Annotated in this window: 17 protein-coding genes; 14 read left to right on the top strand and 3 right to left on the bottom strand. The window is 56.4% G+C overall.

The genetic code is table 11. The features are described from left to right. The first annotated feature begins 24 nt into the window (after positions 1 to 24). The 9 genes from bamA to tilS all read left to right on the top strand — a co-directional run bounded on the left by bamA (position 25) and on the right by tilS (position 12287). The gene (gene bamA / locus LZP73_RS02585) at positions 25 to 2508 is read left to right on the top strand and encodes an outer membrane protein assembly factor BamA (protein ID WP_234232905.1); all 2484 of its coding nucleotides are present in this window, start codon (positions 25 to 27) and stop codon (positions 2506 to 2508) included. Positions 2509 to 2555: 47 nt separating this feature from the next. After that, positions 2556 to 3062, top strand: coding sequence for an OmpH family outer membrane protein (locus LZP73_RS02580; RefSeq protein WP_234232904.1), 507 nt, complete (start codon positions 2556 to 2558; stop codon positions 3060 to 3062). Positions 3063 to 3065: 3 nt separating this feature from the next. After that, positions 3066 to 4091: a UDP-3-O-(3-hydroxymyristoyl)glucosamine N-acyltransferase gene (gene lpxD, locus LZP73_RS02575; protein ID WP_234232903.1), complete on the top strand. Its 1026-nt coding sequence runs from the start codon at positions 3066 to 3068 to the stop codon at positions 4089 to 4091. Positions 4092 to 4122: 31 nt separating this feature from the next. Then, the gene (gene fabZ / locus LZP73_RS02570) at positions 4123 to 4587 is read left to right on the top strand and encodes a 3-hydroxyacyl-ACP dehydratase FabZ (RefSeq protein ID WP_169563224.1); all 465 of its coding nucleotides are present in this window, start codon (positions 4123 to 4125) and stop codon (positions 4585 to 4587) included. Further along, positions 4584 to 5354 carry an acyl-ACP--UDP-N-acetylglucosamine O-acyltransferase gene (lpxA, locus tag LZP73_RS02565; RefSeq protein WP_234232902.1) on the top strand — a complete coding sequence of 257 codons (771 nt, stop codon included), beginning with the start codon at positions 4584 to 4586 and terminating at the stop codon, positions 5352 to 5354. The genes fabZ and lpxA overlap by 4 nt, the downstream gene beginning before the upstream one ends. A 132-nt stretch (positions 5355 to 5486) precedes the next feature. Further along, positions 5487 to 6650: a lipid-A-disaccharide synthase gene (gene lpxB, locus LZP73_RS02560; protein ID WP_234232901.1), complete on the top strand. Its 1164-nt coding sequence runs from the start codon at positions 5487 to 5489 to the stop codon at positions 6648 to 6650. Beyond that, positions 6637 to 7251 (top strand): ribonuclease HII, encoded by a 615-nt coding sequence (rnhB, locus tag LZP73_RS02555; RefSeq protein ID WP_234232900.1) that lies wholly within the window; start codon positions 6637 to 6639, stop codon positions 7249 to 7251. The genes lpxB and rnhB overlap by 14 nt, the downstream gene beginning before the upstream one ends. Before the next feature lie 111 nt (positions 7252 to 7362). Further along, positions 7363 to 10836, top strand: a complete 3474-nt coding sequence (gene dnaE / locus LZP73_RS02550; protein WP_234232899.1) for a DNA polymerase III subunit alpha — start codon at positions 7363 to 7365, stop codon at positions 10834 to 10836. A 65-nt stretch (positions 10837 to 10901) separates the two neighbouring features. Then, positions 10902 to 12287: a tRNA lysidine(34) synthetase TilS gene (gene tilS / locus LZP73_RS02545; RefSeq protein ID WP_267960069.1), complete on the top strand. Its 1386-nt coding sequence runs from the start codon at positions 10902 to 10904 to the stop codon at positions 12285 to 12287. A 30-nt stretch (positions 12288 to 12317) separates the two neighbouring features. On the opposite strand, the gene dgcS is transcribed toward tilS, so the two are convergent. Further along, a complete protein-coding gene (dgcS, locus tag LZP73_RS02540; protein ID WP_234232897.1) occupies positions 12318 to 13226 on the bottom strand; it encodes a diguanylate cyclase DgcS in 909 nt (302 codons plus the stop codon). 162 nt (positions 13227 to 13388) lie between these two features. Between dgcS and LZP73_RS02535 the strand changes: the two genes are divergently transcribed. Continuing rightward, positions 13389 to 15335, top strand: a complete 1947-nt coding sequence (locus tag LZP73_RS02535) for a monovalent cation:proton antiporter family protein (RefSeq protein WP_234232896.1) — start codon at positions 13389 to 13391, stop codon at positions 15333 to 15335. Positions 15336 to 15442: 107 nt separating this feature from the next. Here LZP73_RS02535 and cspE read toward each other — a convergent pair whose 3' ends face one another. Beyond that, positions 15443 to 15652: a transcription antiterminator/RNA stability regulator CspE gene (gene cspE / locus LZP73_RS02530; protein ID WP_234232895.1), complete on the bottom strand. Its 210-nt coding sequence runs from the start codon at positions 15650 to 15652 to the stop codon at positions 15443 to 15445. A 720-nt stretch (positions 15653 to 16372) separates the two neighbouring features. On the opposite strand from cspE, the gene cysQ reads away from it, so the two are divergent. The 4 genes from cysQ (at position 16373) to LZP73_RS02510 (ending at position 19745) form a co-directional block, all read left to right on the top strand. Further along, entirely contained in the window at positions 16373 to 17173 is an 801-nt protein-coding gene (gene cysQ / locus LZP73_RS02525) for a 3'(2'),5'-bisphosphate nucleotidase CysQ (RefSeq protein WP_234232894.1), read from the top strand. 64 nt (positions 17174 to 17237) lie between these two features. Beyond that, the gene (mak, locus tag LZP73_RS02520) at positions 17238 to 18140 is read left to right on the top strand and encodes a fructokinase (protein WP_234232893.1); all 903 of its coding nucleotides are present in this window, start codon (positions 17238 to 17240) and stop codon (positions 18138 to 18140) included. Between the two features lie 167 nt (positions 18141 to 18307). Then, complete coding sequence (locus tag LZP73_RS02515) at positions 18308 to 19060, top strand: YdcF family protein (RefSeq protein WP_234232892.1); 753 nt, start codon at positions 18308 to 18310, stop codon at positions 19058 to 19060. Beyond that, the gene (locus LZP73_RS02510) at positions 19050 to 19745 is read left to right on the top strand and encodes a DUF2982 domain-containing protein (RefSeq protein WP_234232891.1); all 696 of its coding nucleotides are present in this window, start codon (positions 19050 to 19052) and stop codon (positions 19743 to 19745) included. Before LZP73_RS02515 ends, LZP73_RS02510 begins: the two co-directional genes overlap by 11 nt. Positions 19746 to 19755: 10 nt before the next feature. Here the strand turns inward: LZP73_RS02510 and LZP73_RS02505 are convergent, their stop codons facing one another. Beyond that, the gene (locus LZP73_RS02505; protein WP_234232890.1) at positions 19756 to 20175 is read right to left on the bottom strand and encodes a bactofilin family protein; all 420 of its coding nucleotides are present in this window, start codon (positions 20173 to 20175) and stop codon (positions 19756 to 19758) included. Positions 20176 to 20245 lie beyond the last annotated feature (70 nt).

Genomic DNA, 20245 nt, shown 5'->3' with positions numbered 1-20245 from the left:
CAGACTAATAATTAGAAGTGCTCTATGAGATTGAATAAACTTTTTGCCTCGATGTTATTCGTCGGTGCGTCATTTTCTGGGAATGCGTTGGCCGAAACTTTCCAACCTTTCAAAGTGGCCGACATTCAAGTTGAAGGTTTACAGCGAGTAGCACTGGGTGCTGCCTTGCTGAGCCTGCCGGTTAAAGTGGGAGATACTGTCGATCAGCTTAAGCTGCAACAGGCGATTAAGAGTCTGTATGCTTCGAGCAATTTCGAAAATGTCGAAGTCAGTCGTGACGGCGACGTGCTGGTGGTGACAGTGAAGGAGCGGCCAACCATAAGTGCGGTTACCTTCGAAGGTAACAAAGACATCAAGGATGAGCAGCTGCAGGAGAGTCTCGACGGCTCGGGCGTCAAGGTGGGAGAGTCTTTGGACAGGACCATGTTGACCGGGATAGAGAAGGGGCTGCAGGACTTCTATTATGGTGTGGGCAAATACGGCGCCAAGGTCGAGGCTCAGATCATTAACCTGCCCAGAAATAGGGTCGAGTTGAAATTTAAGTTTACCGAAGGCTTGGCGGCAGAAATTCGTCAGATCAACATCATAGGCAATACTCAATTCAGCGATGCCGAGCTCATCGGCATGCTGGAGCTGAAAGATTATGTCGCCTGGTGGGATTTGTTTGGCGAGCGCCGTTACCAGAAGCAGAAGCTGCAGGCGGATCTGGAAACCATCAAGACCTATTATCATAACCAAGGTTATATTCGCTTCGATGTGACTTCGACCCAGGTCGCCATGACCCCGGATCGCAAGGGACTGTACATCACTATCAATGTCAACGAAGGTGAGAAATACAAGGTCAAGGAAGTCAACCTGACGGGGGATCTCATGGGCCGCGAGCCTCTGATGAGAGCCATTCTCCCCATCAAGGATGGCGACATGTACAATGGCAGTGATGTCACCTTCACCGAAGAAATGTACAGCAAGTATCTGGGGCGTTTCGGTTACGCCTATCCGGAAGTGAAGACCTACCCTGAAATCGATGATGAGACTAAGGAAGTGACCCTCAATATCAACATCAAGCCGGGTAAGCGGGTCTATGTGCGCTCGATTAACTTCAGCGGTAACCAGGTGACGAAAGATGAAGTGTTGCGCCGGGAATTGCGCCAGATGGAAGGCGCCTGGTTAAACTCGGCTCAGGTTGAGCTTTCAAAGAGCAACCTCAACCGTTTGGGCTACTTCGAGACTGTGGATACCGAGACCATACAAGTGCCTGGCACAGATGATCTGGTGGATGTGGCCTTCAAGGTGAAGGAACAGCCCTCTGGCTCCTTCAACGCCGGGGTGGGCTATGGTACCGAATCAGGCGTTAGCCTGCAGTTGGGGGTGCAACAGAGCAACTTCCTGGGTACAGGCAATCAGGCCGGCATCAACCTGAACACCAATAAATATTCCAAAAGCGCTAACTTGAGCTACACGGATCCCTACTGGACCAAGGACCACGTCAGCCTCGGCGGCAGTGTCTTCTGGAGTGAATTCGATGCCAACCAGGCCAACCTGGAACGCTACAAGAGAAACTCCTACGGGGTGTCGTTAACCTCGGGTTTCAACCTCAACGAATACAATCGTATCAACGGCGGCATAGGCTATCGTCATGATGGCATCTCGGAAACGTCCGCCTACGAGCAGGCGTTGAGGTTCTACAACATCTACCGTGAATCTGACGATCCCAATGCGTCGCTCGATTTCAATAACTTCGAACTGAATCTGGGCTGGTATCGCAGCACTCTGAACCGCGGCACTTTCCCGACCGACGGCTCATCCCAGCGTCTAAGTGGCAAGATGACAGTCCCAGGCTCGGATCTGCAGTACTTCAAGACGGATTTCGATACTAACTTCTATTTCCCGCTGACCCGCAATCACAGCTTCGTGTTCCTGACCCGGGCGCATCTTGGCTATGGTAACGGTTATGGTAAGTTCAACGACAACGATCAGATCTTGCCATTCTGGGAGAATTATTACTCAGGTGGCAGCAGCTCGTTGCGTGGCTTCAAGTCGAACTCGGTTGGACCTCGCTCCTTCTACCTGTATCGCGGCAGCGAGCCTTGTGGACCCGACGTGGCCGGCGAAAGCTGCAGCCTGCCAGGGGAGCCAAACAGTATCCAGGTCAGTTCTGGCCGCTCTGTCGGTGCCAATGCGGTCGCGACGGCCAGCATGGAGCTGATAGTGCCTGTGCCATTTTTGGATGAGGCCTATACCAATTCGGTACGTACCAGTTTATTCGTCGATGCGGGTAATGTCTGGGATACGGAATTTGATTATAATTCCTATCGCTATCTGCCGGCGGATGAGTTTGCTAAGTTGTCTGACTATAGCGATCCGGCCCGCATCCGTGCTTCCTGGGGCATGAGCGTACAATGGTTGTCGCCCATGGGGCCCATGATATTCAGCCTGGCCTGGCCAATTAAAGAATATGAAGACGATGAGACAGAGATCTTTTCGTTCAATATTGGAAAAACCTTCTAAAACCCATACACTCGGCAAGTTTTGCTGAATTTAACAAGGAGTCTATTTTGAACAAGTTAGTAAATCGCGCATTCATGACACTGGTATTATTGGCCGCCCCTGTGGTTGCCCAGGCTGAAAAAATTGCGGTAGTAGATATCAATGCCGTGGTACAACAACTGCCACAGCGCGAGCAGATTGGCAAATCCATCCAGGCCGAGTTCGCCGATCGCGTGGCTGAAGTGAAAAAGATGGAAGAAGAATTGCGTTCCATGCTGGAGAAACAGCAACGTGACGGCGCCCTGATGTCCGATGCACAGAAGACTGAACTGGTGCGTAAGATGGAATCGGCGAAGGCCGAATACCAGTTGAAGGGCAAGGCACTGGATGAAGATTTTCGTCGTCGTAACGGCGAAGAAAAGAATAAACTGTTGACCCAAGTGCAGAATGCCGTAAACACCATAGCCCAAAAAGAGCAATATGACATGGTGTTGCAAAGCGGTGCCGTGGTATTTGTTAAGCCCGATGCCGATATCAGCAACAAGGTGATCGAAGTCTTGAGCAAAGGCAAGTAATAGATGAAGAGTGTGACCTTAAAAGAGCTTGGCCTGTTGCTGGGCGCCGATGTCCAAGGAGATGCGTCTCTGGTGATAACAGGTGTTGCGACACTGGAAGCGGCAGTCGATGGGCAAATCTCTTTTTTAGCCAACAGCAAATACCGCTCGCAACTCGAACATACCCGAGCCGCCGCGGTTTTGCTCACGGCCAAAGATGCTGCCGATTATGGGGGTAATGCCCTGGTGCTGGCCGACCCTTACGTAGGTTTCGCCCGGGTTGCGCAACTGCTGGACACTACACCCAATGCCGCCGAGGGGATACATGCTTCGGCACAGATACACCCGAGCGCCATGCTGGGGGAAGGGGTCGCAGTCGGTGCCAATGCCGTCATAGGCGCCAGGGTGATCTTGGGTGATGGCGTGCAAGTCGGCCCAGGAACCGTGATAGGCCAGGACTCGATAGTAGGCTCCAACACGCGCTTGTGGGCCAATGTGACCCTCTACCATGATGTGCAACTGGGGCGGGATTGTATAGTGCACTCGGGCGCCGTCATAGGCTCGGATGGGTTCGGTTATGCCAATGAGCGCGGTCAATGGGTTAAGATCCCCCAGACCGGCGGGGTGCGCATAGGCGACAGAGTCGAGATAGGCGCCAGCACCACGATAGACAGGGGGGCACTCGGCCACACGGAAATTCACCATGGTGTCATCATAGATAATCAGGTGCAGATAGCACACAACGACATCATAGGTGAAAACAGCGCCATTGCCGGTAACAGTACCATCGCCGGCAGCGTACGTTTGGGCAAATATTGTATCGTCGGTGGCAACAGCGCCATCGCAGGCCACCTCAACATAGTCGATGGGGCACACATAAGTGGCGGCACCAATGTGACCAGCGAGGTCAGGGTACCAGGTGTGTATTCGTCGGCGACAGTGGCGATGGAAAACAAGTTATGGCGCAGGAATACGGTTCGTTTCCGGCAGCTGGACGAGCTGTTCCAACGGGTCAAACAGTTGGAAAAAACATTCAAAACAGAAGATTAATTGTCTTAGGGCAATTTGAGGAAATGTGTTCGTGTCTAATCAATTAAACACTATGGATATCAAAGAAATACTCAAGTATTTACCCCATAGGTACCCGTTTTTGCTCATCGACCGTGTGCTGGATTACACCCCGGGCGAGAGCCTGCACGCGATTAAAAATGTCACTATCAATGAACCCTTTTTTCAGGGACATTTCCCGGTTCAGCCAGTGATGCCAGGTGTGTTGATCCTGGAAGCCATGGCCCAGGCCACAGGGCTTTTAGCCTTCAAGACCATGAGTGATGATGTGCCACCCGATAACGTGCTCTATTATTTTGCCGGTATCGACAAGGCCCGTTTCAAGCGGGTGGTCGAGCCTGGCGATCAGGTGCATTTCGAAGTGAAATTAATCAAGGAACGCCGCGGAATTGGCGTGTTTGTCGGCGAGGCCAAAGTGGATGGCGAGCTGGTTTGTTCAGCCGAAATCATGTGTGCCCGCAGAGAGATCAGTAAGTGATAGATACATTAGCGTTCGTTCATCCCGATGCCAAGATTGGTAAAAATGTCACCATAGGCCCATGGACTTATGTGGGTCCCGGCGTCGAGATAGGTGACGATACTTGGCTCGGCTCCCACGTGGTGGTCAAGGGCCCGACAGTCATAGGTAAAGGCAATCGCATCTTTCAGTTTGCGTCCGTCGGTGAAGAGTGCCAGGACAAGAAATATGCCGGTGAACCAACCCGGCTGCTCATAGGCGACAATAACGTCATACGCGAGAATGTCACCATCCACAGGGGCACGATTCAGGATCAGGGTGAGACACGTATCGGTTCCAATAACCTGTTCATGAACTATGTGCATATCGCCCACGATTGTGTGGTGGGGGACAATGTGATTTTGGCGAACAATGCCTCGATCGCCGGCCATGTACACGTGGGTGACTGGGCCATTCTCGGTGGCATGACAGGGGTGCACCAATTCGTGCATATAGGCGCCCATGCCTTTACCGCAGGGTATTCGCTGATCCTTCAGGATGTGCCGCCCTTCGTGATGGCAGCCGGCCAGCCGGCGATCCCTCGGGGGTTGAACAGCGAGGGCATGAAGCGTCGCGGTTTCTCCAAGGAAAGCCAGTTGGCGGTGCGCCGCGCCTATAAGACACTGTATCGCAGCAGCCTGACGGTCGAAGAAGCGACCGCTGCCCTGGCGGACGATGCCGAAAATGATGCCCAGGTGAAGCTGATGCTTGAGTTCGTCAAGGCGTCGAGTCGCGGTATAGTACGTTAATTTAGCCTGATAATTTAACAGGTTAACTCGATGGATTAATGTTCCAGCTGACTCGCAGCCAGGCAGCTGGATTAGACAAGGGCCGTTGAACATGAGCCGGTTACATTCGATTTTCTTGAGCATGATTGGCATATGAGCAAAAAATCCCAGTTAGTGTTTGCCATGGTCGCCGGAGAAATCTCCGGCGATATTTTAGGGGCAGGTCTCATGGCCGCGCTGCAGCACACCTATCCCCAGGCGCGTTTTGTCGGCATAGGTGGCCCACGGATGCAGGCCCTTGGCTTCGAATCCCTGTTCGCCATGGAAGAACTGGCGGTGATGGGTATAGTCGAAGTGCTGTCGCGCCTGCCAAGACTGCTCAAGGTACGCGCCAGTCTCGTCAAGCAGATCAGCGAACTGCAGCCGGATTGTTTCATCGGCATAGACGCGCCGGATTTCAACATAGGGCTCGAGCTGAAACTCAAGGCCCGTGGGATCAAGACAGTGCATTATGTCAGCCCCTCTGTGTGGGCCTGGCGCCCGAAACGCATCTTCAAGATAGCCAAGGCGACCCACATGGTGTTGTCTCTGTTGCCGTTTGAGAAGGCCTTCTACGATAAGTACAAGGTGCCTTGTACCTTCGTCGGCCATACCCTGGCCGATGACATTCCCATGCATTCGGATAAAGCGGCCGCGCGGCAAGCGTTGGGACTGGAGGCGCACGCCGAATACCTGGCTGTGTTGCCAGGTTCCCGCGGTGGCGAGCTTAAGATGCTGGCCGAGCCTTTCGTCCGCGCCGCCAGCCTGCTCAAACAGCGTTATCCGGATCTGCGTTTCGTGACTCCCTTGGTCAATCAGGCGCGTCGTGCCCAGTTCGAGGCGGCGTTGCAGGAGTTTGCCCCCGATCTGGAGATCACGCTCATCGAAGGTCATTCCAGAGAGGTGATGGCGGCGGCCGATGCCATACTGCTGGCGTCGGGAACCGCCACCCTGGAGGCCATGCTGGTGAAGCGCCCCATGGTGGTGGCATATCGCGTCAGCCCTGTGACCTATAGTATTGCCAAGCGACTGATGCAGATAGATAAGTATTCTTTGCCTAATTTGTTGGCCGCCACCGAATTGGTACCAGAATTGATCCAGAGCGAGTGCACCCCCGAGCGTATCGCAGAGGCGGTCGCGGTCGAGCTGGACAGAGACTTTGCGCCACAAGAAGCCGAGTTTGAACGTCTGCACGACAGACTCAGATGCAATGCCAGCGCCAGGGCCGCCGAGGCGGTATTGAAATTGGTCGGAGTGCAGCCCAATGGCGGTCATTAAGAATATTACCGAGGCACAAGTGCTCAGCCTGTCCCAGGGCTTGGTTGCCGGAGTCGATGAAGTCGGCCGTGGCCCCCTGGTTGGCGATGTCGTGACGGCGGCGGTGATCTTGGATCCGGACAGACCTATAGCGGGTTTGAACGATTCCAAGAAGCTGTCGGAGAAACGCCGCGAACTCCTGTTCGCCGAGATTTGTGACAAGGCGCTATGCTTCGCCGTGGGCCGCGCCAGCCCGGCCGAAATAGATTCGCTCAACATCTTGCATGCGACCATGCTCGCCATGCAGCGTGCCGTTGCGGCTTTGAGCCTGACGCCGGCATCTGTGTTGATCGACGGCAATCGCAGCCCGGATTTCGGCCTGCCATCCCATGCCATAGTCAAGGGGGATGGTCTGGTTGCCGCCATCAGCGCCGCTTCCATCATAGCCAAGGTCACCCGTGACCGGGAGATGGCTGTCTTGGATCAAGCCTATCCCCAATACGGTTTCGCCAAGCACAAGGGCTATCCCACCCAGGCCCACTTCGAGGCGCTGGCCAAGTACGGTGTGTTGGCCGAGCATAGAAAGAGTTTCGCTCCCGTGAGAGACTTGCTGGCGCGCTAGTTTCCCGGCTCAGCCTGCCTCTTGTGCTTTGTGGCTCTGACGGCGCGAGTCTGTTAGGCTGACTCTTATTTTCATTTTGTTTAACTGGCTATTCATAGATAACCCTAAATTATGTCCGATCCTCGTTTTGTGCATCTGCGTGTCCACAGTGATTTTTCCATGTCCGATGGCGTCGCCAAGGTCAAGCCTATTCTTGCCAGGGCCGAAGCCCTTGGCATGGCGGCGCTGGGGCTGACGGATCAGAATAACTTCTGTGGCCTGGTGAAATTTTACAGCGGCTGCCATGGCGCGGGCATCAAGCCCATCATAGGGGCCGATTTCTGGATGCAGGTGCCTGGCTTCGAGTCCGAGCTGTGTGCCCTGACAGTGCTGGCCATGGATAACACCGGCTATCAGAACCTGACCCAGTTGATCAGCCAGGCCTACCTGCGTGGTCAGGTTGCCGGAAGGGTGGTGATAGATCAGCAGTGGTTGCAGACCTATAACGAGGGGATCTTGCTCTTGTCCGGGGCCAAGGAAGGGGATCTTGGCAAGGCGCTGCTCAAGGGCAATGGCGGACAGGTAGAGTCCCTGTGCGACTTCTACCAGACACACTTCCCCGAGCGCTACTTTCTCGAGTTGATCCGCACCGGCCGCGCCGATGAAGAGCGTTATCTGCACATGGCGGTGGCGCTCGCCGAAGAGAAGGGCCTGCCTGTGGTCGCCACCAATCAGGTGGTGTTCCTGCAGCCGGAAGACTTCGACGCCCATGAGATCCGTGTCGCCATTCACGACGGTTTCACCCTGGCCGATCCCCGCCGCCCCAAGAAGTACAGCGAGCAGCAATATCTGCGCAGTGAAGAGGAGATGCTGGAGCTGTTCAGCGACATACCCGCGGCCACCGCCAACAGTGTCGAAATCGCCAAGCGCTGCAACGTCACCATTCGTTTGCATGAGTATTTCCTACCCAACTTTCCCACGGGCGACATGTCCATCGAGGACTTCCTGGTGGCTTGCTCCAGGAAGGGCCTGGAAGAGCGGTTGGAATTCCTGTTTCCCGACCCGCAAGTGCGCGCCGAGAAACGCGGCGAGTACGACGAGCGCCTGGATATCGAGCTCAGGGTGATCAACCAGATGGGCTTCCCTGGTTACTTCCTGATCGTGATGGAGTTCATCCAGTGGGGTAAGGACAATGGTATTCCCGTCGGCCCAGGCCGGGGCTCGGGTGCCGGTTCCCTGGTGGCCTATGCCCTCAAGATCACGGATCTGGATCCGCTGGAGTTCGACTTGCTGTTCGAACGTTTCCTCAACCCTGAGCGGGTATCCATGCCCGACTTCGACGTCGACTTCTGCATGGACAGGCGCGATGAAGTGATAGATCACGTCGCAGAGCTCTATGGCCGCGAGGCGGTATCCCAGATCATCACCTTCGGTACCATGGCGGCCAAGGCCGTTATCCGCGACGTCGGCCGGGTGCTGGGACACCCCTATGGTTTCGTCGACCGTATCTCCAAGCTGATCCCGCCCGAGCCCGGCATGACCCTGGCCAAGGCCTTCGAAGTCGAACCGGCGCTGCAGGAGTCCTATGATGCCGATGAGGATGTCAAAGATCTCATCGACATGTGCCGCAAACTCGAAGGCGTGACCCGTAACGCCGGCAAGCACGCGGGTGGGGTGGTGATAGCCCCGACCAAGATCACCGACTTCTCGCCGCTGTACTGCGATGCCGAGGGCAACAACCCTGTGACCCAGTTCGACAAGAACGACGTGGAAACCGCCGGGTTGGTGAAGTTCGACTTCCTCGGGCTGCGAACCCTGACGATCGTCGACTGGGCGCTGGAGATGGTCAACAGCGTCGAGGAGAAGCACGGCCGGCCGCCGGTGCGCATCGAGGCGATCCCGCTGGATGATCCCGCCTCGTTCCGCCTGCTGCAACGCTACGAGACCACAGCGGTATTCCAGCTGGAATCCCGCGGCATGAAAGATCTGATCAAACGGCTGCAGCCCGACTGCTTCGAAGACATGATCGCCCTGGTGGCGCTATTCCGCCCAGGGCCGCTGCAGTCCGGCATGGTAGACAACTTCATCGAGCGTAAGCATGGCCGCGAGGAAGTGTCCTACCCGGATGCCGAGTACCAACACGAGTCGCTCAAGACGCTGCTGGAGCCCACCTACGGCATCATTCTGTACCAGGAACAGGTGATGCAAATCGCCCAGGTGCTGGCCGGCTATACCCTGGGCGGTGCCGACATGTTGCGCCGTGCCATGGGTAAGAAGAAGCCCGAGGAGATGGCCAAGCAGCGCGGCACCTTCAAGGAGGGGGCGATCAAGAACGGCGTCGACGGCGAGCTGTCGATGAAGATCTTCGACTTGGTGGAAAAATTCGCCGGCTACGGCTTCAACAAGTCGCATTCGGCCGCCTATGCCTTGGTGTCCTACCAGACGCTATGGCTCAAGACCCATTACCCGTCGCAGTTTATGGCGGCTGTGATGTCGGCGGATATGGACAACACAGACAAGATAGTCACCCTGGTAGACGAGTGCGAGCGCATGGGGCTGCCGCTCATTCCACCGGACGTCAACAAGGGGCTGTTTAAATTTACCGTGGATGACGACCTCAACATAGTCTACGGCATAGGCGCCATCAAGGGGGTGGGTGAGGGGCCGGTGGAGTCCATCCTAGAGGCGCGCCAGCATGGCCCCTTCAGCGACTTATTCGATTTCTGCGCCCGTATCGATCTGAAGAAACTCAATAAGCGGGTGATAGAGAAACTCATCTGTGCCGGGGCGCTCGATGCCCTGGGGCCCCACAGGGCATCCATGATGGCGACCCTGCCGGAGGCGATCCGCGCCGCGGATCAGCATGCCAAGGCCGAGGCCATAGGCCAGCACGACATGTTCGGTCTGCTCAACAGCGAGCCGGAAGACAACAAGCAGCAGTTTGTGGAATGTACCCCCTGGCCGGATAAGATCTGGCTCGAGGGCGAGCGCGAGACGCTTGGCCTGTACCTGACCGGCCATCCCATCAATCAGTACCTGAAGGAGCTGAAGCACTATACCTCCGGCAGGCTGAAGGACATACACCCGACCGAGCGCGGCAAGACGGTCAAGGCGGCGGGCCTGGTGGTGGCGACCCGGGTTATGCTGACCAAGCGTGGCGCCAAGATGGGCCTGGTGACCCTGGATGACAAGAGTGCCCGGCTGGAGATAATGCTGTTTACCGAGGCATTCGAGAAGTTCGGCCACCTGCTGGAGAAGGACAGGATCCTCATCTGTGAAGGCGAGGTGAGTGTCGATGATTTCTCCGGCGGCAACCGCATGACGGCGCGCAACATCATAGACATAGGTGAGGCCCGCAGTCATTTCGCCAGCGCGGTGGAAATAGATCTCGATGCCGACGCCATCTCGCCCCAGTGGCTGGACAGTTTCGAGCAGACCCTGACCCCCTGGCGTCACGGCGCCGTGCCCGTGTTGCTCAACTATGCTCAGCAGGCGGCCAAGGGCCAGTTCAGGCTGGGGGATGACTGGCGGGTCAATCCCACGGATGAGCTCATGTTGGCGCTCGAGTCCCTGCTGGGATCGGACAAGGTCAGGATCTTATTCTAGGCGCTGATCCCTGCCATTTTGGCTCATGAGTGCAGGCAGGGACGACAACCGAGGTATACATAGAGATGATCGACGTGGCGGGGCGTATCGAGGCGCAATTGCAGACCCTGAGTCTGCCGGCGACGGCTAAGTTAGTGCTGGCTTACAGCGGGGGCGTAGACTCTGAAGTGTTGGCCCATGGCCTGAGCCTGTATGCCAAGCGCCATCCGCAGCGGCAGGTGTTATTGGTGCATGTGCATCATGGCTTGAGTGCCAACGCCGATGCCTGGAGCCGGCATTGTCAGGCCAGTGCCGACGCCTATGGCCTGACACTCAAGGTGCAGAGGGTCAAGGTGCGCCAGGGCCCGAGGCTGAGCCTGGAGGCCGAGGCCCGCTCTGCCCGCTATCGGGCCATCCTTGCCCTGATGCAAACGGGCGATCTGCTCCTGACGGCTCACCATGAAGACGATCAGCTGGAAACCATACTGTTGGCACTCAAGCGCGGCCAGGGACCCAAGGGCCTGGCGGCCATGGGCGCCAGCCAGCCATTGGATGGCGACAAGTGGCAGCTGCGGCCCCTGCTGGATGTCAGCCGCGAGCAGATCGAAGCCTATGCCCAGAGGCATCAGCTTGCGCACATTGAGGATGAGAGCAATGCCGACGATAAGTTCGATCGTAACTTCTTGCGGCTGGAGATCATTCCCAGGTTGAAGGCACGCTGGGGGGCGATTGCCAGCACGGCCAGCCGCAGTGCCGCCCTCTGCGCCGAGCAGCAGGCCGTGGTCGACGAAGAGGTGAGCAAGCGCTTACCCGAATGGATAGATGAAGCCGTGCCTCATGCGGGATCGGCACTGAGGCTAACTGGGTTTGCGTCCTTATCCCCCGCCTGGCAGGCGCTGCTGCTGCGGGGCTATATCGACAGGCTAGGGCTCAAGCCGCCGTCTCAGTTGCAGCTGGAGCAGATCCGCCGCCAGCTGCTGCATGCCAGGGAAGATGCCAGGGTCGAGATCCGGGTCTCGGGTCTGTTGGTGCGACGTTTTCAAACCAAGGCCTACATCAGTGCCGCCACCGAGGAGGCGCCGGCCAGCCAGAGGGTGCTAACGTCGGCCGAGATGGCAGAACTGCTGGCCGGCAAGACGCTGCAGCTGAGTCTGGCCAACTCCTGTGGCCTGCGTCTATGCCTGACAGGCACTGGGCCCAGGTTGAGATTGCCCGCGGCGGGGGAGCCTGTGACTGTCAGGTTCAATCAAGGGGGGAGTCTGCGTTGTCATCCGCAGCAGAGGGCCAAGGGGCGCGAGCTGAAGAAGTTGTGGCAGGAATTCGGTATTCCTCCCTGGAAGCGTGCCGGTTGGCCTTTGCTCTTCTATGGCGACAAGCTGGTTGCGGCCGTCGGCCTCTGGCTGGAAAAATCGGCCGTCTGCGAAGCCGAAACGCCCGGGCTCTCCTGTGTACTGGAGGGTGACCCTCTCTAGGCCGTCAACTCGGGGGAAGGCGGGCGGCATTCAGGCACTGATCCTCTCTTCATCATAGTCGGTCATGCTGACCCGGTAACAGTTTCTGCCGGCGGCCTTGGCCTGGTATAGTGCCCTGTCGGCCAATTCATAGAGCTGGTGATGCTCCTGTTCCTCGGCCAATTGGGCGACCCCCAGACTGGCCTTCACCTCGAAGCGCATCAGCAACGGCTGTTGGAGCATCTTACTTATGATACGTTCACACAAGATGGCGGCAGCATGGGCATCGCCCTGTACCAGCACCACGAATTCATCCCCGCCGATACGAAATGCCTGATCTGTGTTACGGATAGACTCATTGAGCAATTCGCCAAAGACCTTGAGTATGCTGTCACCGCAGGCATGGCCGAAGCAATCGTTGAGTTGCTTGAAGTTATCCAGATCCAGGATCACCAGTGAAACCTGCCCCAAGTTGCGTTGGCTGCGGGCGACGGCCGTCTTCACGCTCTCTTGGTAATAGTGACGGTTTCCCAGCCCTGTGAGCGAGTCGAACATGGCCTGGGTGGACATGGCCTGGTATTGCACCGCATTGAGCAGAGGTTGCAACAGCAGGGCCTCTATGTCCTGCAGCAAGGCCAGCTGTTGCTGGGTCAGCAGGCTTTGTAGCTTGTAATTCAGGCTGAGGGCGCGATCGCCATAATCCAGGTAGCGGCTCATGCTGATGCCATGGGGACTGCCCCAGCTGAATTCCTGCTGGGCAAGCGACAAGTCTACGCCCATGACCGGCAAGTGTTGTCCCAGCACATTGCCGTAACAGGCAAAAACTGTCCTGGGATCCAAACTCATATGCAGCCCTTGTATGACTTGCACCAGATCTATCATGGGCTTGTCATTGGCGGCCAAGGTTGGCCGATAGCGGTATTCATTCGGGAATAGCTCGGTCGTCAGGCCAAAATCCATAGCTTGCTCCAGCGGGGAGGTTGATAATAGTTAATAAACAAGCAAAGAACATGCCGAATATCTTTTTAATTAAATTTGTCTTTATTTGTCATTCAGTTAATCTTGTAGTTACCCTTAACGCTATACCTATGTCAGTATATTGACTGGGGGCTTAGACGGCGCATGGAACACAGTTTTCTCATTCAGATCTTACTGATGCTGGTCATCGCCATCGTCAGCATCGCCCTGTTGCGGCGTCTGGGGTTGCCGGCGATTCTGGCCTATCTCCTGACCGGGGTCGTCAGTGGCCCGAGCGGCTTTCATTGGTTCAGCCAGCAGCAGATGCAGTCGGTGGCCGAGCTGGGGGTGGTGTTACTCATGTTTACCCTGGGGCTGGAATTCTCAGTGCCCAGGCTCTGGGCCATGCGGCGCACCGTGTTCGGCCTGGGTTTCGCCCAAGTGGCCATCACGACCCTACTGAGCATGGCCATCGCCTGGCTGTGCTCCCGTACCTTGGCCGAGGCACTGATCATAGGCTCGGCCGTCGCCTTATCTTCGACGGCTATCGTGCTTAAGCTGCTCAATGAACAGAGTTGGCTCAGGCGACGTCATGGTGAGCTTTCCGTCAGTGTGTTGTTGTTTCAGGACCTGGCCGTGGTGCCCCTGCTGATCTTGCTGCCCCTGCTGGCCGCCGATGGCGAGCCTCTGGATTTCATCCCCATACTACTGGCACTGGTGAAAGGCATACTGGCCTTCATCGTCTTGATGGCGTTCGGCAAATGGGCCCTGCCCAGGGTATTCGATGAGGTCGCCCGCTCCCGCTCCAATGAGCTGTTCGTGCTGTCGACCTTGGTGGTGGCCCTGTTGACCGGGGTCCTGACTCAATGGTTGGGGCTGTCCATGGCGTTGGGGGCCTTCATGGCGGGGATGCTATTGGGGGAGAGCCAGTATCGTCGTCAGCTGGAGGCGGACATACGGCCGTTTCGGGATCTGCTGATGGGGCTATTTTTCATTTCCATCGGTATGCTGTTGGATTTCGCCTTGGTGCTGCATTACTGGTGGCAGATTCTCCTGATCCTGTCGGCGGTTATCCTGGGCAAGACGGCGATCGTCTATGGCTTGCTGCGCTTGATCGGCGAGCCCGTCAGGATAGCGCTCAGCACCGGCATGACGCTGGCCCAGGTGGGGGAATTCAGTTTCGTGGCGCTGGCGCTGGCGGTCAATTATCAACTCCTGGATAAGGAGGTCAGCACCATATTCGTGATGGTGGCCGTCTTATCCATGTCGCTCGCTCCCTGGCTGGTGCGCCACAGTGTGAACATTGGCCGCTGGGCCCAGGGGCTTGGCCCCAGGGTGGTGATGGAAAAGCCGGATGACGCCATGCAAGATGTCAAAGAGCTGGTGCTTATTCTGGGTTATGGCCGGGTCGGCCAGACCATAGCCAGATTCCTCAAGACGGAAGCCGTGCCCTATAGGGTGCTGGATCTCGACCCCACCCGGGTCTCGGAGGCAAGGCGTGGCGGCGAGCCTGTCTATTTCGGTGATGCCTGTAAGCGCAGCATCCTAAAGCAATCCGGGGTGCGGCAGGCGAAGATGGTGGTGGTGACTTTCTACGACTCCAGAAGCCTGGAAGAAGTCTTGCCGCTCTGCAAGACTCTGGCGCCTGAGGCCAAGATCTTGGTGCGTACCCGTGACAGTGTTGGCCTGGAAGAGCTGGAAAAGGCCGGTGCCAGCCAAGTGATCCCCGAGTCCCTCGAAGGCAGCCTGATGTTGGTGTCCCAGGTACTGTATCAATGCGGGGTGCCGCTGGCGCGGATCCTGAAACGGCTCGAGTTTGAGCGGCGCAATCATTATCAATATTTGCATGGCTTCTTTTCCGGCACTGAGACCGACTTCACCCTGGAGTTGCTGCATGCGGTCGCCTTGCCCAGGGAAGCCAATGCTGTCGGCAAGAGTCTGGCCGATATCCCCTGGGAGAAACTCAAGGTGGAGCTGAGGGCGGTGCGGCGCGGCGGCGCGGAAGTGGATCACCCGGATGCCAGTTGGTTGATCCAGGCCGGTGATATCTTGTTATTGGTGGGGAAACCCAGAAGGGTAGAGAAGGCCGAAGAGTATCTGCTGCAGGGCTGAGGACGCTAGCGCGGCTCATTGAAGGGATAACATCATGATTAAAGACTAAATTACGCCCATAAAAAATGCCAGCATAAGCTGGCATTTTTCTGCGGGTGCGGTTCTAATTACAGAACAACAACGTTCGCAGCTTGTGGGCCTTTTTGGCCTTGCTCTACGTCAAAAGAAACCTTTTGACCTTCGGCTAAGGTTTTGAAACCATCCGAAACGATAGCGCGGAAATGAACGAATGCGTCGGCGCCGCCATTGTCAGGAGAAATGAAACCGAAACCTTTATCTTCGTTAAACCATTTAACTACACCAGTAGTTTTAGACATGAATGTCTCCAAAATTTTCAATCAAATAATTCGCAATTATGCGGGATACAGCCGGAAATAGAATTATTTATGTTGATGATAAGTTATGAGTGGAAAGCTTCATGACGGCAAACAAAATACACGGTGCAGCGAAGGTTTTCAAAAACATAATATTGCTTATAAATAGGTCTGAATCACAGGCCGGGTTCCAGGTTAACACAGTTCGCTTTTTTGTATAGCTTTATTTTCTGTTTTCGCTGTGGGGATGGGGTGCTGTTTGTTTGAAATGTCAGCTATTTCTCCCCAAGGCCCTGGTTTTTATCGTGAATGCCTGCCTGGGCTCAGGGAAAATGATCTTGGCTTATCTTGCGGGGCAGGGCGCAGCCAAGGGTTTGCATGCAGGAGCATGGGTCTCAAGCATGCCATGGCCTCTGCTCCTGTTGTGTTGCCGGTTGTCGGTTTTGATCTTTTATCCCTGTCCCGGGTTCGAACTCAGATTGTTGTTGCTTGGGGGCCATTTCTTTGGGGCCATGGCTGCTTCTTTGGGGCCATGGCTGCTTCTTTGGGGCCATGGCTGGGGCGGGCATGGGTGAATACGAATGCAACCCGGCCTGCAAGGCTTTTCAGCCATGGGCCCTTGGCTTAGTATCTTTTGATCAATATATGACGAATATGTTATTAATTCCCGTCCGGCAAGATGGCATAATGCAACGACGCCTCAATATTTCAAGGAATTAAGCTGTGACATCAGAGATACTTTCGCGGGAACAGTTGGACCAGGTTGCCGCTATCGCGTTGCAGGCCGGAGAGGCCATACTCAGAGTCTATGGGCAGACTGAGGTGCAAGTGGCGCATAAGGCGGATGCCAGCCCTGTGACTGCGGCCGATATTGCCAGTCATGAGTCGATAGTCGCTGCCCTGACGCGCCAGTTCCCTCAATATCCTGTGATGTCGGAAGAAGCGGCGGATATTCCCTGGGAGGTTCGTCGCCATTGGTCGACTTACTGGCTGATAGATCCTCTGGATGGCACCAAGGAATTTCTCAAGCGCAATGGCGAGTTTACCGTCAACATCGCCTTGATCCATCAAGGCCGCGCCATTGCCGGGGTGGTTTATGCGCCCGTGCTCGACAAGTGTTATCTGGGGTCATTGGCAAGCGGTGCCTGGTTAGTGCACCAAGGCGAGACGATACGCCTGGATGGCGCAGGCAAGACAGATGCCGTTCGGCCCGAGCCGATAGTCGTCGGCAGCCGCTCCCACGCCAGCTCAGGACTTGCGGCCTATCTAGAGGCGCTGGGCGCCCATAGCTTGCTCAGTGTCGGCAGCTCGCTCAAGTTTTGTCTGCTGGCGGAAGGGGCGGCGGATATTTACCCCAGACTGGGGCCCACCAGCGAATGGGATACGGCCGCGGCCCAGGCCGTGCTGGAGGCCGCCGGGGGCAGGGTGATTCGTTATGGCACAGACGAGCCATTGAGGTATAACCAGAAGGCAGAGATTTTAAACCCCTACTTTATTGCGACAGCGCCGGGCTGGGCAAAATAACATTCACGCTCGGCAGGCCTATATGCCTGGGACCGAGTTTACACTGATAAGCGGAGAGTGACTGATGATGCGCATGGGCGTCGATCTGGGTGGAACAAAAATAGAACTGGTAGCCTTGTGTGATGAGGGACGTGAGCTGTACCGTAAGCGCGTCCCCACTCCCAGAGAATACCAGGCGACCTTGGATGCAGTTACCACCCTGGTGTTGGATGCCGAGGCCAGTCTCGGGATCACAGGCACGGTCGGGGTTGGCATCCCTGGCGTGGTGTCCCCCTTTTCCGGTCTGGTGAAAAATGCCAATTCCACCTGGATAAACGGTCATCCGCTGGACTTGGATCTCGGTGCCAGGCTGAACCGTGAGGTTCGGGTTGCCAACGATGCCAATTGCTTCGCGGTATCGGAGGCCGTCGATGGCGCCGCCGCAGGTAAAGGTGTGGTGTTTGGCGTGATCATAGGCACGGGTTGCGGCGCCGGCATAGCCATCAACGGCAAGGTTCATGGCGGCGGCAACGGCATAGGTGGCGAATGGGGCCATAATCCCCTGCCTTGGATGACGGCGGCGGAATTCAACAGCACCAGCTGTTTCTGTGGCAACAAGGATTGCATCGAGACCTTCATATCAGGCACCGGCTTCGTACGAGATTACAATGCCGCCACGGGTCAGGCCTTGACCTCGGGCGCCGATATCATGGCCTTGGTCGCCAAGGGCGATGCCGCTGCCAACCAGGCGTTTGAGCGTTACATGGACAGGCTGGCCCGCTCTCTTGCACATGTGATCAACATGCTGGATCCCGATGCCATAGTGCTGGGTGGCGGCATGTCGAATATTGATGCCATCTACCCCAGATTACCGGATCTCCTGTCCAAGTATGTCTTGGGCGGCGAGTGTCGTACCCCTGTGGTACAGAACCTCTACGGTTGTTCCTCCGGAGTGCGGGGGGCGGCCTGGTTGTGGCAGAAGGCCTGATGCCGGACGCCGGCGCCGAAAGCTAGGGACTGAGTCTGGCTTCATTCGCCGTTAGTCGGATGAAGCCGGGGGTGTTTCCATGTTAGCATGGCGCACTCGCACGTCCCGGGCTCACGGCTTTGGCCCGACCCGTGCCTCAGTCTTTATCCGTGCTCTCGAGGATGCCTATGTTCTGGGTTAAGAAACTTCTGTCACAGCTGGCGATGCCGGTTCCCTTGATTTGTCTGCTGCTCCTGCTCGTATTCTTCTTCTGGCGACATCGTCGCCTCGCCCGTCCCCTATTGTTGCTGGCGCTGACACTCCTGGTGCTGCTCAGCAGCGTCTGGGGCAGCAATCTGCTGCTCAGACCGCTGGAATCCAGTTATGGCGTCAACAACCAGGCCATTTCTGGGGCTTGCCTGGTGATGGTGTTGGGCTCAGGCCATGACGACAGCCTGGCCGGCAGTGCGACACAACAATTGTCTCCCGTTGCCCTGGCAAGGCTCACCGAGGGGCTGCGGCAGTTGACGCTGGGGCAGGATTGTAAACTCATGGTCAGCGGCTGGAATGGTGAAACGAACAGTCGCTCCCATGCCAGGGTGATGGCCGATGCGGCCATGGAACTCGGGGTTGCCGAAGATAAGATACTGCTGTTGCCGCTCGCCAGAGATACGATAGAAGAAGCCGAATATGCCAAGTTTCAGATAGCCGATGCCCCTTTCCGTTTGGTCACGTCTGCGACTCACATGCCGAGAAGCATGCAGATTTTTACCGCCCAGGGCTTGCAGCCGGAGGCGGCGCCGACGGATTTTCTTGCCAGGGAGGATTATTGGTGGCGACTCGATGCCAGGCATCTGTTGGCCAGCCAGCGCGCCATTCACGAGTATCTGGGACAGTTGTGGTTTAAACTCAAACAGGAGCAAGACCAGAGTGAAGAGTGAAAGCGATATCTTTGCCGTGCGGCCCTTTTCCAAACGCAATGGCCTGACCCTATCACTTGGGGGCGGCGTCAGCCTGTTGCTGGGGCTGAGCTTGCTGCTGGGCTACCCTGGCTTGTTTGCCGCCGGATTACTCCTGTTTTCTCTGGGGGCCGTCGGCCTGCTGTTGGGGCTGGCCAAGCTGTACGAACCCGAGACCAGCATGGAGCTCACGCCCTCGGGGCTGAATTACCATCACAGGCGCGGCAGCGTGTTCGTGGCCTGGGACAACATCCACAGGGTCGATGTTCCCAGGCTAACCCAGGGCATGGAGTTGATAGAATTGCCTTATGTCGGCATAAAATTGAAGCGACTCAATCCCGTGTTGGATAACATCTCCCCCAGATTGGCCACGGGCTTACTGACGGAGCAGCGGCCGCTGTTGATGACGGCGGCCACCCAGGATGAAGATCTGCAGTCCTTGGAGCATTATCTCGGTGCCGAATTTACCCCGCTGCTTGTCGAGGGTGACAGATACCGCGGGGTGCTGGCGATGTTTGGCCATAGATGCCAGACCTTGAATGCGCATCTTGGCTACCACTTGTATATTCCCAAAGACAGCTTGGACCGTGATAGCGCAGAGTTCGTGCGCTTGCTGCGCCAAAGGATCGCCGCCTTCAGCTTGCCGGCTGCGCCTGGAAACCCTTAGGCCCTCGCTGTCAGGCGCCGGCGGCCTCGGCAAAGTCGCAATCTTGCCCGCCCTCAGCGACGTCAGCCGTCCTGGATGCCGAGTCGAGTAGCATCAGCTGCTCTTTTACCCTGGTGCCTATGAATTGCCCACCGTCGTAAATTTCCATGCTGGTGCAGCTGATCTCGCCTTCCAGGGTGCCGCTGCCTGTGATGATGAGCTTGTCACATGCCAACTTGCCGTTGAAAAAACCCGCCACCTTCAGCTCATGACATTTGACTTCGCCCTGGATGCAGCCATTGAGCTCTATGGTGATATTGGCCTCAGAATAGACACTGCCGTTGAGCTCGCCGCCGATCAAGGCATCGCCGCTGAACTCTGTCATGCCTGTCAGTTTAGTGCCTTGGGCGATGAAGGTGAGGGCCGCAGTTGGCTTCTTTTTTTTGAACATAGTCTGGTCTTGTTAAGCAAAGATAAGACGAATGTTAACCGGATTTTTTCGCTAACAAAACCACAAATAT

The organism is Shewanella sp. AS16 (assembly GCF_021412365.1).
In the GTDB taxonomy this organism is placed as follows: Bacteria; Pseudomonadota; Gammaproteobacteria; order Enterobacterales; family Shewanellaceae; genus Shewanella; species Shewanella salipaludis.
Note: the sequence above shows the minus strand (reverse complement) of the source record. Positions and strands in the feature narration are given on the sequence as shown.